The organism is Lysobacter sp. Root667 (assembly GCF_001427715.1).
GTDB lineage: Bacteria > Pseudomonadota > Gammaproteobacteria > Xanthomonadales > Xanthomonadaceae > Lysobacter.
On sequence record NZ_LMHF01000011.1, the window covers coordinates 24,458 to 38,026 of the forward strand.

Consider the following 13,569-nt stretch of genomic DNA (forward strand, 5'->3'; position numbering starts at 1 on the left):
GTCCGCGTACAGGCACTTCGTGGCTTCGACATCGCACTATCCCTCGAACTGCGCCAGATCTTGCGGCGAACGCGCGGCCCGCTCGGCACCACGGCACTACGAGCGGCCTTATCCGCCGCCAGCGACCCAGCGCATCGCCAGGCAATTGAGTACGTAGCCGCCCACCGTCAACAGCGCGAACAGCAGCGCGGCGAGCAATAAAGGTCTGGCGCCGGCCTGGCGGATCGCACTGAGCTGGGTGCGCAGGCCGAGCGCGGCCATCGCCATCGCCAGCAGTGCGGTGTCCAACTGGACGATGGCCGCGGTCCAGGCCGGCGGCAGCGGCAGCAGCGAGTGCAGGCCGCTGATCGCGATGAAGGCGAGCGCGAACCACGGCATCGCCAGTTTGGGGCGCGTGCCGTCGGCGCCGCGGGTGCCGCGCGCCGACAACAGCAGCAGGAAAGGCGCCAGCAGCATCACCCGCAGCATCTTCTCGATCACCGCCGTCGAGGCGGCGGTTGCGCCGATTGCCTGACCCGCCACGACCACCTGCGCGACCTCGTGCACGGTCGAGCCGACGTACAGCCCGTAGGCGTGCTCGCTCATGCCCAGGTGCGGATACAGCCAGGGGTAGACGAACATGCCGATGGTGCCGAACACGACCACCGTCGCGACGGCGACCGACACCTGATGCGCGCGGGCGCGCAGCACCGGCTCGGTCGCCATCACCGCGGCCGCGCCGCAGATCGCGCTGCCGGCGCCGATCAGCATCGCGGTCTCGCGGTCCAGCTTCAGCCAGCGCGTGCCCAGCCAGACCGCCAGACCGAACACCGAGGCCACGACCACGACATCCACCACCAGCCCGGCGATGCCGACCGCAGCTAGGTCCTGGAACCCGACCCGGAATCCGTACAGCACGATCCCCAAGCGCAGCAATCGGCTGCGGCACAGGTCCACGCCGGGGCCGGCCGCGGCGGCGATGCGGGCGAAAGCGGTATTGCCGACGGCGATGCCGAGCACGATCGCCAGGGTCAGCGCGCTCAGTCCCAGACCGCGCAGCGGCGCCCACTCGCCCAAGGTCCAGGCCAGCGCGGCGATCGCCGCCGCCAAAGCCAGGCCGGGCGTCCACACCGCCAGACGTCGCAACGCGGTGCGGGGCGTGGTGGACAGCTGGGTGGTTTCGTAGGCGACGGACACGGGGCGCTCCATGGCGAAGGGCGCCACGGTAGGCCGCCGCGGTACCGGCGTCCAATGCATATAATTCCATGATCCATGAATCTGGCTCATGCCGATGAACCTGCATCTGCTGCGCACCTTCCTGACCGTGGTCGAGGCCCAGAACTTCTCGCGCGCGGCGGAGTTGCTGTTCGTGAGCCAGTCGGCGGTGTCCAAGGCGGTGCGCGAACTCGAGCACCAGCTCGACCTGCCGCTGCTGGAGCGCGGCGGTGCCGAAGGCAAGGCCCTGCGCGGCGTGGCCCTGACCGAGCACGGCCGCGCGGTGTTCGAACATGCGCGTGCGATCTTCGCCCTGGAACGCGCCGCCAGCGAAGACGTGCGCGACCGGGCCGAGCTGCGCCAGGGCAGGCTGCGCATCGGCGCCAGCACCACCGTCGCCGCGTACTGGCTGCCGCAGGCGATCGCCGCGTTCGCGCGTCGCCACCCCACGCTGGAACTGGAGCTGGTGGTCGGCAACACCGACGAGATCAGCCGCGCGCTGATCGATTGCCGGGTCGATGTCGGCTACGTCGAAGGCGAAGTCGCCGATGCGCGGATCGCGGCCTCGCTGTGGCGCACCGAAGCGCTACGCCTGATCTCCGCCGGCGATGGCGTCGCGGCCCGCAGCAAACGCATGGCCGCCAGCGCCTTGGCCGAGCAGACCTGGTTGTTGCGCGAACCCGGCTCCGGCACGCGCCAGGCCGCGCAGGCCTGGTTCGACGCCCAGGGCATCGTGCCCGCACGCGCCATCGAGATCGGCAGCAACGAGGCCATCGCGCGCGCGGCAGCCGCGGGCGCGGGTATCGCCCTGTTGCCGGAAACCGTGGTCGCCGATCTGGTGGCGATCGGACGGTTGCGCACGATCGCGCTCTTGGGCGACGCCAATGCCGCCACGCGGCCCTTGTATCGATTGGAGTTGGTCAATCGCCCGCAGGCGCCGGCATTGCGCGCGTTCCTGGCGCTGGACGCGGATTCGACCGCGCCGCGCGCGCGTCAGTCCAAGCCGGGTACGTGACGCGCACGATTGCGCCGCCGCAACGCCCTTACAACGCGTCGCCGTCCATTTCGCCGGTGCGGATGCGCACCGCGCGCTCCAGATCCCAGACGAAGATCTTGCCGTCGCCGATCTTGCCGGTGCCGGCCGCCTTCATGATCGCCTCGACCACGGCCTCGACCTGCTCGTCGACCACGGCCACTTCGAGTTTGATCTTGGGCAGGAAATCGACCACGTACTCGGCTCCGCGGTAAAGCTCGGTATGGCCCTTCTGGCGACCGAAGCCCTTGACCTCGGTGGCGGTGATGCCGGCCACGCCCGCTTCGGCCAGCGCCTCGCGCACGTCGTCCAGCTTGAACGGCTTGATCACCGCCATGACCATCTTCATCGTCGCTCTCCGGTTCCCTACCCGCGCGCAGCGCGCCTCGTCTTGGCGGCAGCATAGCCGAGCGACGCGCTCCAGCCGCGTTCCGGACGGCATTCACGCGGTCTTCGCCCGGCCGCGTTCGAGCATGGCTTGCCTCGCGTCCGCGACCGCGCCCGTGGTGTAATGGCTTACCGCAGTGTCAGATTTTTCTGACAGTGCGATGCGGCCCACACCTACGGCGCCGTCCCGGCCACGAGGCCAAGCTGGCCACGTCCCCCGGATAGAGTCCCGACCCGATGATCGACCTGAACCATATCGACGACCTCGCCCGCCGCCTGGGCTCGCTGTTGCCGCCCGGCGTGCGCGAAGGCCGCGAGGAAATGCAGCAGAACTTCAAGGCCGTGCTGCAGAGCGGGCTGGCCAAGCTGGACCTGGTCACGCGCGAGGAATTCGAAGTGCAGCGCGCGGTCCTGCTGCGCACGCGCGAGAAGCTGGACGAACTGCAACGCACCGTGGCCGAGCTGGAAGCGCAGCTAGGCCAGTCCGCACCGCCCCAACACTGAGCCTGCCGCCATGAATCTGGCGATCGTGCACAGCCGTGCACGTACGGGCGTCCATGCGCCCGCGGTCCGGGTCGAGGTCCACCTCGCCGGCGGCCTGCCCTCGATGTCCATCGTCGGCCTGCCCGAAGCCGCGGTGCGCGAGGCCAAGGACCGGGTGCGCGCAGCGATCCAGTGCGCCCAGTTCGAGTTCCCGGCCCGCCGCATCACCGTCAACCTGGCGCCGGCCGACCTGCCCAAGGACGGCGGGCGCTACGACCTGGCGATCGCGCTGGGCATCCTCGCCGCCAGCGGCCAGGTGCCGCTGGACGCGCTGGGCGACTACGAATTCCTGGGCGAACTGGCCCTGACCGGCGAACTGCGCGCGATCGACGGCGTGCTGCCGGCCGCGCTGGCCACGGCCGAGGCCGGACGCAAGCTGGTGGTGCCGGCCGGCAACGGCGCCGAAGCCGCGCTGGCCAGCCGGGTCGAGGCCATGACCGCGCGCACCCTGCTCGAAGTCTGCGCCCTGCTGTCGGCGCGCAAACCGCTGCCGGCCGCGATCGCCGTGCCGACCCGCCGCGTTCCAGGACCGGACCTGGAAGATGTGCGCGGCCAGAGCCAGGCGCGGCGCGCGCTGGAGATCGCCGCCGCCGGCGGCCACCATCTGCTGCTGATCGGCCCGCCCGGCTGCGGCAAGACCCTGCTGGCCGCGCGCCTGCCCGGCCTGCTGCCGGACGCCGACGAGGACGAAGCCCTGGAAGCGGCCGCCATCGCCTCAATCAGCGGCCGCGGCCTGGACCCGGCGCGCTGGCGCGAGCGCCCGTTCCGTTCGCCCCATCACACCGCCAGCGCGGTCGCCCTGGTCGGTGGCGGCGCCGAACCGCGCCCGGGAGAGATTTCGCTCGCGCACCACGGCGTGCTGTTTCTCGACGAACTGCCCGAGTGGGACCGGCGCGCGTTGGAAGTGCTGCGCGAACCTTTGGAGTCGGGCGTGGTGACGGTGTCGCGCGCCGCGCGCAGCTCCGAATTCCCGGCCCGCTTCCAACTGGTCGCGGCCATGAACCCCTGCCCCTGCGGCTGGGCCGGCGACCGCAGCGGCCGCTGCCACTGCGGCATCGACGCGATCCGCCGCTACCGCGCCCGCGTGTCCGGGCCGATGCTGGACCGGATTGATCTGCACGTGGAAGTGCCGCGGCTGGCGCCGACCGAACTGCGCGCGGACGCGCCGCCAGGCGAATCCAGCGCCGAGGTCCGCGTGCGCGTGGCCCAGGCACGCGAACTGCAGCGCAGCCGCGCCGGCAAGGTCAACGCGCAGATGACCCAGGCCGAAACCTCGGCGACCTGCCGCCTCGACGACCGCGACTACGGCCTGCTCGAACGCGCGGTGGAAACCCTGCAGCTGTCGGCGCGTTCGACCCACCGCATCCTGCGCGTCGCGCGCACCATCGCCGACCTGGCCGGAAGCCCGCGCATCCACAGCGCGCACCTGACCGAGGCGATCGGCTATCGGCGCGCGGATCGCGGCCAGTTCAACCAGGCGGCTTGAGCCTGCCGCCCGCCCGGCTTACAAGCCCGAGCAATTCTCGCCGCAGACCTTGGGTCTCTCGAGGAAACCGCGCGCGCCTTCGCGAGCCTCGCGCATCTCGGCCTGGGTGCCGCAGCGGGTTTTCTTCATGCCGGTGCCGCTCACGCGTTCGCGCCAGCACACGTCCTGATCGTCGCGCGCGCTGCGGGTGTCGACGATTTCGGCGTTGATGCGCTCCAGGGCGTTCTCCAGCCGGATCTTCTCGTCCATCGACAGCTGGTCCAGGGACTGCTTGCCCTCGGCGACCGCGAACACTTCCTTCTGCGCCTTTCGGACCGCATTGGCCTGGCGCGGGCTGAGGCCTTCGAAGCGGTTGCCGTCGAGATCGGCCTTAATCTCGCGCTGTTGCTCCAGCACGATCTGCAAGCGGTCGCGGCCGTCGGCCGACGCGTTCTCGGCTGCTGCTGGCCCTGCGGCCAGGGCCAGCAGCAGACACAGCACTAGACGTTTCATGGCGATGACTCCGTGTGTGGAGCGTGGGCGCTGCCGCGATCGCTGAAGAAGCAGGCGGTGTCGCGGGCCTGGCTCGTTTGGTCTTTCCCCGAGCCGGACATTACCCCGCCCCGCCACCGGCTTCAACGGCCGCAGGCACCGCACGTCGGAAACGCGGAACGGCGCCTGGCGTGCCGATCGGAGCCGGCCGCCTTCGTCGCGCCGCGGCGGTGCGGATTCGCATTCGCGGCTGGCCGGCCAAGGCCATGAACTTGCCGGCGATAGCTACGCGCAGATAGGTGCGCGCCGAAACGAAACAGGCGGCCCGAAGGCCGCCTGTCCGGGCATCGCGTCGCGACACCACCGCTTGCGCGCGTGGAGCGCGGCGATCAGTTGCTCTTGCAGTCGGCGCAGCCGCCGCGGCTGTCCATTTGGTTGCGCGCGGCGTCGCGCTCTTCGCGCATCTGCGCGACGGTCTTGCACACGCGCTCGCGGCGCGTGCTGCCCAGGATCTGACGACGCTCGCAAACCAGGCGCTCGTCTTCGGTCTTGTTGATCGCAGCTTCGATCCACTCCAGCGCATTGAAGACTTCGGTCTTCTGCTCTTCGTTGAGATCGTCGGTCGATTGCTTGCCTTCGAGCGTACGCAGCACTTCGCCCTGCTTGGCCAGCAGCTGCGAACGGGTGTCGGCGTTGAGGTTCTTGTAACGGCCGGTGCGCGACTCGACGCCGGCGCGGATCTCCGCCTGCTGGCTGCGGATCGACTCGACCTGCAACGCGTTGCGGTCCACCGAAGCGAACGCGGCCGGCGCCGCCAGCAGGCCGCCGAGCACGAGGGCCATCACTACCTTCTTCATCGACATTGGAACGATCCGTGGTTTTTGGAGCACCCGAACATACTTTGCCGAATCGGCCGTGTCGACTGCCTCCCACCCTCTTTTTCGCAGCTTTGCGCCAAGCCGAATGCAGCGGGCGGGGGCGCCGTCCAAGCACGGCGATCGCCCAACCTGGCAGGCGTAGTCAAGGCCCACCCAGGGGCCGGCCGTATTCAGGTCAGCGATGTTCATGGAACACGCCGCGATCCAGGCGCTTGCCGGCCGCTTTGCGGGCCCCGCGCTCCGCGGCGACGGTATCGCCGTAAATCGCTGGTGAATGCAGATTGCGCGGGTGTCGCCAGCGGTGCGTCAGAGCTCGGAAGTACCGAGCTGGCGCGGGCGATGATCGAGCTTCTGACGCGCGCGTTCGCGCTCGGCGCGCTGCTCGGCGACGGTATGGCAGACCCGGGTCACGCGCTGGCTGCCCAGGATCCGTTCGCGATGGCAGATCGTGCGCTCGTCCTCGGTGCCGTTGATCTTGGCCTCGATCCATTCCAGGCGGTTGAAGACCTCAACCTGCTCGTGCGCGTTCAGGTCCTCGGAGGTCGCCTTGTCCTCGATCAGGCTCAGCAGTTCCAGCTGCTTGGTCAGCAGTTCGACGCGCTCGCCGGTCGGCAACTCGCGGTAACGGCCGCGCTGGGCCTGGTCGTCGGCGCGGATCTGCTTCTGCTGCTCGATGATCGCCACCATCGGCACCGGCGGTGCCGGCGGCACCTCCGGCTTCGGGCCGGCCGCTGCCAGGGCGGGCGCCAGCAGCAGTACGGACAGGACGAGGATGCGCATCGCCGGAACTCCCTGGCTGGGCGACGGAAACACCGTCGCGATCGGCAGCCAGAGATACACGCGGCGACGGCGCAAGGCAACGCCTCGCGTCGAAATACGCGCTTGGGACTAAGCCGTCCGGGTGAATTCAGGAGGGCCGGGCCGGCGGCGGCGATGCCGCCGGACAGGTTTCAGGGTCGCTGCACGCCGCCGGAAAGGGGGCCCGACTGCGGCACGCAGAGGGCCGAGTCGCCCTTCCATTCGTGCGCGTACCGGATCAGGTTTTCGCGCTCGGCGATGGTCGCAAAGCGGGTTTCGCGCAGGTCGGTGCTTTCGCCTTACTGGCGCACTTCGCCGTTCTGCAGCCGCTCACGGGCGGATTCGCGCTCGGCGCGGATCTGGGCGGCGGTGCGGCACACGCGCTCTTTGCGGTTGCTGCCCAGGACCTGGCGACGCTCGCACACCATGCGCTCGTCGTCGGCCGAGTTGATCGCCGCTTCGATCCACTCCAAAGCGTTGAACACTTCGGTTTTCTGGTCCTCGTTGAGGTCCTGGGTCGACTGCTTGCCTTCCATCAGATGGAACAGTTGCTGCTGCTTGGCCAGCAGTTCGCCGCGCGTGTGGGTGGGCATGTCCTTGTAGCGGCCGTTGGCGGCCTGGACCGCGGCGCGGATTTCGCTCTGCTGGGAACGGATCGATTCGAACTGCAGCACGCCACGGTCGACCGAGGCGAACGAGAGGGGGGCCACCAGCAACAACGACAGGGCCCAGGCTCGGAACTTCATGGGGCGAACTCCTGGATGGCGAACGACGATTGCGAGCGATCGACGTTACGCCGGCAAAATGCGGCCTTCAACCGCCGGGCGTCGCCCGCCGCAGGCGCGCCTCGCCGGACTTGGCCCTAGCAAGGTCAATGACTTAGGCTCGACTGGGCCGGCCCCGGCCCCCGCGCCGGCGATGCCGGAACAGCGCCGCTCTGCGGCCAACCGTGCCTGCGCTGCGCCGGACCGTGGCCGGGCGGATCTCTCCGGCCGAATGAATGGGTGCCGCTGTGGGACGGCGCTGACGGCGGGGTCGGGGCGACGCGGCGACGTCTATCAAAAGGAGCGTTCGTACTAGAAACAACGAGCGCAGCCGGCCTGTCATCGTCCACGGCGGGCGGCCGGCTCGGGCCCTTGGCCCCGGACCGAACGGCCCGGCCCATTCGAGGTCCCTCAGCCCTCTGGCCGGTCCGGCGCCCGCTCGAAGCCAGCCTCGGGCGCCCATACCGCACCACCGGGATCGAACTCTGCCGTGCTGCGCTCCGCCGAGCGCCAGCCGAAGCCGCACACCGCCAAGGGACCTTCGATCAGAGGATCCAGGCCGAACGCACGTTCGATATCGACCTCGTTGACCGCGCAGGTCACGAACGCGCCCAGCCCCAACTCGGTCGCGCTCAGGTACAGGGTTTGCGACAGGTGGCCGCTGTCCAGCACCAGGGCGCGGTAGGCCTTGGCGTGGTGGCGGTACTTCCAGAAACAGCGCGCGTAACGCGGCGCCAGCACCGCCAGCACCGGCGCGCCGGCGAACCAGTGCTGGCCGGCCAGCGCGCGCAGCGCGAACGCGGCCAGGGCTTCGTTCGGCGGCGGCAGCGGTTCCAGCGCGTGCGCGACCGGGTGGTAGTGGTACAGCCCGGGCGCCACGCCTTCGACGTTTTGCACCACCAGGTAGGCTTCGGTCGGATGCAGGCCGCCGGCCGAGGGCGTGTGCTTTTTCAGGAACACCGCGTCGTCGTGGGTCCGCAACTGGGCCTGGGCGGCGAACGTGCGCTGCAGCATGTGCGCGAACAAGTGCTGCGGCAGCGGCCGTTCGCGGTCGAAGTTGCGGCAGGTGGCGCGGCGCGCGAGCAGCGCATCGAATTCGCCCGGCGCGATCTCCGGCAAGGCGATGCGCTGCGCGGCCGGGACCCGCTCGTGCACCGGCGGCGGCGGCGCACCGAGTTTGTCGAGCAGACCGGACACGGTGGTCATGTCCTTGGCCTCCATGTCGGCCACGCCATCCACGCCCTCCCAACGCGCCAGCCGGTGCAGCATCGCCGACGCCGGCCACCAATGGCCGTCGCGCAGCCGTTGGTCGCGTTCGCGGTGGCCGGCGTGGGCCGGGTCTTCGCCGATCAGCAGGCCGAGCGCGAGCAGGCGCTTGAGTGCGGCGGGCGGCGCATCGGCCAGCGTCTCGGTGGAACTCCATTCGCCGGGGCTGAGCCGGCCGAGCAGTTCGCGCTCGTCGGCGTCGATCTCGATTTCGCCGTCCAGATGCGCGGCCAGGGCCAGCCAGCGCCGTTGGCGCCGCAGTCCGGCGCCGCCGCTGAGCAGGGACGACAGATCGAAGCCGATCTCCTCGCGCGGTTCCAGAAACACCACCGCGCATCGCCGCACCCGCATATTCCGCTCCCGCGCTGCATTTTTACGGAGTTTGAGGTTGTCCCGTACGTGGGACAAGGATAGATTCCTCGGCTATCGGGGCCGCAACAGGCTCTGCTAGGGGGAGTACCGATGGGCAACGACAACAGCAGGGGGCATCCGCCCCTGGATCCGAAGATCGCCGACAAGCTGCTCGACAAGCTCGGCAACGACGATCATTTCCGCGAGCTATTCGTTCAGGACCCGGCCGCCGCGCTGGGAAGGGTCGGCCTGGCGCCGGCGCAGACCAAGGCCGCACTGTCCGATACGAGCTGCATGATGGTGGCGAACATCGCCCCGAAAGAAGAAATCCAGGCCTCGCGCGATGAGCTGCGCAGCTACCTGACCTCGGAAGACACCCACACGGTGGTTCACTGCTTCGAAGCGGGCAGCGTCGCGTCCAGCCTGCGCATCAAGTAAGGCGGCAGGGTCTCGCTCGCCCAGGCGCGGCGGAAGGCTTCGGCTTCCCGCCGCGCTTCGTCCGGGCGACCGAGACCCGCCAGACGTTCGGCCGCATCCAGCGGCGCCAGGCTGGCGTCGGCCACGCTCATCGATTGCAGGGCCTGGCCGCCGAGCGGCTCGATGTAGGCCAGGCCGCGGTGCGCGGCCAGCCAGCGGTCCTGCTTCAGCGCCTCTTCGGCCTTGCCGGCATCGCGCAGCGCGTCGCGCAAGGCGACGTGCAGCTGGAACGGCTCGCTGCCGTCGATCTCGCGCGCCAGCAGCACCGCCGCTTCGGCCGGCTTGCCGCTCAGGCGCAGCTGTTCGGCCCTGGCCACGGTCAGCAGCTTGATCGCGCCGATGTGGCCCGAGTCCTCGGTCATCGCGCCCAGCTTCGGCAGCAGGCGCTCGCCGATGCCGCGGTCGCCGGTGCGCTGGCCCAGCCGCACCGCGGCCAGGGCCATCACCAGCAGGTCGTCGCGATCGGCTTCGCCGGCCGGCTTGTCGGCGTCGGCGACGATGGCCTCGGCCAGCGCGGCGATCCTGGCCGGCGCCACCGAGTCCGGGTCGCGCAGCAGGTCGGTCCAGTAGTCGGCGATGGCGAACGGGTAACGCAATAGCGGATTGGCGTTGCCCGCGGCGGCGGCGGCGCGGTCGGCGCGGTGCTGGGCCTCGCTCAGCCGGCCCTGGTCGAGCGGAATCGAGATGCGTTCGAACTCATTGACCAGCACGCCCAGGCTGCGGTCGTTGGCGGGCAGCCCGGCCAGCACTTTTTCCGCCTCGGGGTAGCGGCGCAGCGTCGCCAGCGCGGCTGCATGACGGCGCGTGGGCGGGTACTGACCGGCGGTTTCGGCCTGCTTGAAGCTTTCCAGCGCCTGCGCCGGACGCTCCTGGGCCAAGTAGACGCGGCCCTTGAGCTCCATCGCGATGTCGCGCAGCGCGTTCTGCGGGGCGGCGAACGCCTGCGCGCCGCGCAGCGCGGCGTCGTAGCGGCCGGAGGTGAAGTCGAACCAGGCCAGGCGGCTCTGGCCGGCGTAGTAGTCCGGATACAGGCCGGCCAGCAGCTTCCACTTCGGCGCCGCGCGCCGCGAAGGCTGCGGGCCGAACTCGGCGGCCCAGGCGTCCAGGTACAGGGCGTCGCGCGCCGGCAGGTGCTCGCGCAACGCGATCGCGCGGGTCAGCGAGGGCCGTGCGGCGGCGTTGTCGGCGTTGCTCACGTACACGCGCATCACGCCCATGTGGGCGAGCGCGAAGTTCGGGTCCAGTTCCAGCGCGCGCTGGAAATACTGCAGCGCTTCCGGGAACTGGCGCTTGGCGTAGGCCTTGGTGCCCAGGGCGTAGGCGCGCAGCGCGTCGAGGTTCTTGGTGGTGACCTGCGGCAGCGGCGCGGAATCGTTGTCGATCGACTTCAGCGCCTCGCCCAGCTTGTTGCGCAGGCTGGCAGTGACCTGGTCGATCGAGGCCAGCGCCGAACCGGCGCCGACGCCGTCGACCGACTCGGCGTAGACGGTGGTCTGGGTGTGCGGGTCGATCACCTCGGCGCTGACGCGCACGCGCCCGCCGACTTCGGCCACGGTCGGCAGGATCACCGCGCGCGCGCCGTCGCGCAGGGCGATCTCGGACGCGACCGAACGGTCGAGGAAGGTATCGGACTTGCGCTGCATCCGCGCCAGCGTGTCGCGCGCCTTGAGGTCGGACAGCACGTTGACGTAGCGCGACTGCTCCAGGCTGATCCGGAACGCCTGCTCCAGCGAATCGTCGAGCACGCTCTGACCGGTGAGGTTGCGCAGGTCGCCGACCACTACCCAGTCGCGCTCGTTGAAGGCGATCGCCGGCTGCGGCTTGGTCACGAACCACACGCCCACGCCGACCACCGCCAGCAGCGCGACTTCCGCCGCGAGCGCGGCCGGGCGCCGCCACAGCGGCACGTCGCGCCAGGCCTTGGGCGAATTCGGCGGCGCGCGCAGCGGTGCGATGCCGGGCTCGCCGACCTCGTAGATTTCCTGGGGATCGGGCACGCCCTTGAAGCGCCAGCGGCCGTAGGACTTCCACAGCAGTTGCTGGCCGCGCTCGCCGAGTTCGCGCGCGGCGCGATGGGCGAGCGGCTCGGCCACCGCCGACAGCAGGATCTGGCCGGGACGCGCCATCGCCATCAGGCGTCCGGCCATGGGTTTGGCCAGGCCTTCGACTTCCAGCGGCTTGGCGCCGACCTTGACCGCCTCGTCGCTGTTGCGCCAGGTCAGCACTTCGCCGACGTGCAGGCCTGCACGCGCGAGCAGGGGCTGTTTGCGTTCGCGCCCGATCTCGCGCAGGCCGCGCTCGTAGTCCAGGGCGAAGCCGAGGCCGTCGATCGGGCGTTCGAACAACAGCAGCAGGCCGTCGGAACGGTCGATCAGGCGGCCGCGCCATTGTTGCTGCAGCTGCAGGACCAGGCGGTCGTGTTCGCGGAACAACTCCGCCGCCGGGCCGTCACCCAGGCGTTCGACCAGGGTGGTCGAATCGCACAGGTCGGTCAGCAGCAGCGTCCGCAGTTGCGGCGCTTCCGGATGGGGGCGGTGGGCATCGTTCATCGCGACGGCATCCTTGTTCGTTCGCGGGTGCCGGTCAGACCGGTTCCAGTGTCGCGTCTTGCCAGTGCACGCGGTTGCCGCCCTTGCGTTTGGCCTGGTACAGCGCTTCGTCGGCGCGCGCGTACCAGTCGTTCCAGTCCGCGCGCGGGTCGACCATGCAGGCGCCAACGCTGACCGGACAGATGGTCGGCGGCGCTTGCGGCATCAGCAGCAGGTTCTGCGCCGTGGCGACGATGAACTCGGCGAAGCGCATCACCTCATGGGCATGCCCGGCCGAAACCAGCAGGCAGAATTCGTCGCCGCCCAGGCGGCAGGCGATGTCGTCGGGGCCGGCCACCGAGCGCAGGATGCTGGCCACGCTCTGCAGCACGCGATCGCCGGCGAGGTGGCCGTGGTCGTCGTTGACCTGCTTGAAGCGGTCGCAGTCCACCAGCACCAGGCCCAGGGTCTGCGGCATGCCCAGGGCGCGGGACTCCTGCAGATGCAGGGTCAGGCCGCGGCGGTTGTACAGGCCGGTGAGTTCGTCGGTGCGGATCAGCTCTTCGGTCTGGTTGAGCTGATGCGTGGTCGCGTACAGGCTGTCGAGCGCGGCTTCGAGGTCCTGGTTGCGACGGCGCAGGCGCCGGATCAGGCCCTGCTCGTTGAGCACCACGCGCATGATCGCGCGGCGCAGGAAATGGCAGACCAGGCCGGCGTTGCGATCGACCAGGCGCTGGAATTCCTCGTGGCGCAGTTCGATCAGCAGACCGGAACCGGCGACGATGGCGTCGGCGCTGCGCGCGTGGTCGCCGATCAGCAGGCCGAGTTCGCCGAAGAATTCGCGTGGGCCCAGGCGCTTGGTGACCAGGTCGTCGCCGAAGTCGAGATCGATCGCGCCGCGCGCGACCACGAACATGGTCGTGCCCAGTTCGCCGCGACGGAACAGCACCTGGCCGGCTTCGACGTGGCGGGGACGGCCGAGTTCGGCGAACAGTTCGAATTCCGCTTGGCTAAGCGCCGCCGTCGCCGCTTCATTAGGCGCCGCGACTGGATCCGAATTGAACTGACCGCCCGTCATGGTCGGCGCAGCACCATCGCGATTCATCCCCACGACCCCCGGATCCCCGGTTCCTTCAGAGGCTGGAGAGGCAGGATAGCACCTCACTTGCAGGGCAAACGGCCTATCCGGGGGAAGTCGGTCAGGCCACTACCGCCCCACCGGGAGGGCGGGGGCGGCTGCGATCGAGCCGTTTCGATCTGGACCCACGATCCAGGCCCATCGATCCCACCGGCTTCGATCGAGGCGCGCCGGTCCGCTCCCTGCACCGCGGCTGGCCGCGGTCCGAGCGATCGCCGCAGCCCACCCGGTCCCCCAACCGGGTGCGCCGCGCGA

Annotated in this window: 13 protein-coding genes; 4 read left to right on the forward strand and 9 right to left on the reverse strand. The window is 70.0% G+C overall.

Annotation, left to right across the window (positions count from 1 at the left end):
* Positions 1-108: 108 nt before the first annotated feature.
* Positions 109-1,095: a YeiH family protein gene (locus tag ASD78_RS10305; protein ID WP_235566485.1), complete on the reverse strand. Its 987-nt coding sequence runs from the start codon at positions 1,093-1,095 to the stop codon at positions 109-111.
* Positions 1,096-1,264: 169 nt separating this feature from the next.
* Between ASD78_RS10305 and ASD78_RS10310 the strand changes: the two genes are divergently transcribed.
* A complete protein-coding gene (locus tag ASD78_RS10310; RefSeq protein WP_056101030.1) occupies positions 1,265-2,209 on the forward strand; it encodes a LysR substrate-binding domain-containing protein in 945 nt (314 codons plus the stop codon).
* A gap of 28 nt (positions 2,210-2,237) precedes the next feature.
* On the opposite strand, the gene ASD78_RS10315 is transcribed toward ASD78_RS10310, so the two are convergent.
* Complete coding sequence (locus ASD78_RS10315; protein WP_055904987.1) at positions 2,238-2,576, reverse strand: P-II family nitrogen regulator; 339 nt, start codon at positions 2,574-2,576, stop codon at positions 2,238-2,240.
* A gap of 275 nt (positions 2,577-2,851) precedes the next feature.
* On the opposite strand from ASD78_RS10315, the gene ASD78_RS10320 reads away from it, so the two are divergent.
* Positions 2,852-3,118 (forward strand): accessory factor UbiK family protein, encoded by a 267-nt coding sequence (locus tag ASD78_RS10320; RefSeq protein ID WP_055904990.1) that lies wholly within the window; start codon positions 2,852-2,854, stop codon positions 3,116-3,118.
* A 10-nt stretch (positions 3,119-3,128) separates the two neighbouring features.
* Positions 3,129-4,643: a YifB family Mg chelatase-like AAA ATPase gene (locus ASD78_RS10325; RefSeq protein WP_056101036.1), complete on the forward strand. Its 1,515-nt coding sequence runs from the start codon at positions 3,129-3,131 to the stop codon at positions 4,641-4,643.
* 18 nt (positions 4,644-4,661) lie between these two features.
* Here the strand turns inward: ASD78_RS10325 and ASD78_RS10330 are convergent, their stop codons facing one another.
* The 5 genes from ASD78_RS10330 to ASD78_RS10350 form a co-directional block, all read right to left on the reverse strand.
* The gene (locus tag ASD78_RS10330) at positions 4,662-5,135 is read right to left on the reverse strand and encodes a hypothetical protein (protein ID WP_156087701.1); all 474 of its coding nucleotides are present in this window, start codon (positions 5,133-5,135) and stop codon (positions 4,662-4,664) included.
* Positions 5,136-5,503: 368 nt separating this feature from the next.
* A complete protein-coding gene (locus ASD78_RS10335; RefSeq protein ID WP_162250161.1) occupies positions 5,504-5,971 on the reverse strand; it encodes a hypothetical protein in 468 nt (155 codons plus the stop codon).
* A 327-nt stretch (positions 5,972-6,298) separates the two neighbouring features.
* Positions 6,299-6,772: a hypothetical protein gene (locus tag ASD78_RS10340; RefSeq protein ID WP_156087702.1), complete on the reverse strand. Its 474-nt coding sequence runs from the start codon at positions 6,770-6,772 to the stop codon at positions 6,299-6,301.
* A 317-nt stretch (positions 6,773-7,089) separates the two neighbouring features.
* On the reverse strand, positions 7,090-7,536 hold the full coding sequence (locus tag ASD78_RS10345) for a hypothetical protein (RefSeq protein ID WP_055905062.1): 447 nt from the start codon (positions 7,534-7,536) through the stop codon (positions 7,090-7,092).
* Between the two features lie 429 nt (positions 7,537-7,965).
* Positions 7,966-9,171: a putative peptide maturation dehydrogenase gene (locus ASD78_RS10350; protein ID WP_056101048.1), complete on the reverse strand. Its 1,206-nt coding sequence runs from the start codon at positions 9,169-9,171 to the stop codon at positions 7,966-7,968.
* 111 nt (positions 9,172-9,282) lie between these two features.
* Here ASD78_RS10350 and ASD78_RS10355 point away from each other — a divergent pair, with 111 nt between their 5' ends.
* Complete coding sequence (locus ASD78_RS10355) at positions 9,283-9,609, forward strand: NHLP-related RiPP peptide (RefSeq protein ID WP_055905068.1); 327 nt, start codon at positions 9,283-9,285, stop codon at positions 9,607-9,609.
* Here ASD78_RS10355 and ASD78_RS10360 read toward each other — a convergent pair.
* Entirely contained in the window at positions 9,561-12,197 is a 2,637-nt protein-coding gene (locus tag ASD78_RS10360; RefSeq protein ID WP_056101051.1) for a putative peptide modification system cyclase, read from the reverse strand. The two genes, ASD78_RS10355 and ASD78_RS10360, sit on opposite strands and share 49 nt — an antisense overlap.
* Positions 12,198-12,231: 34 nt before the next feature.
* Positions 12,232-13,254 (reverse strand): GGDEF domain-containing protein, encoded by a 1,023-nt coding sequence (locus ASD78_RS10365; RefSeq protein WP_156087715.1) that lies wholly within the window; start codon positions 13,252-13,254, stop codon positions 12,232-12,234.
* Positions 13,255-13,569 lie beyond the last annotated feature (315 nt).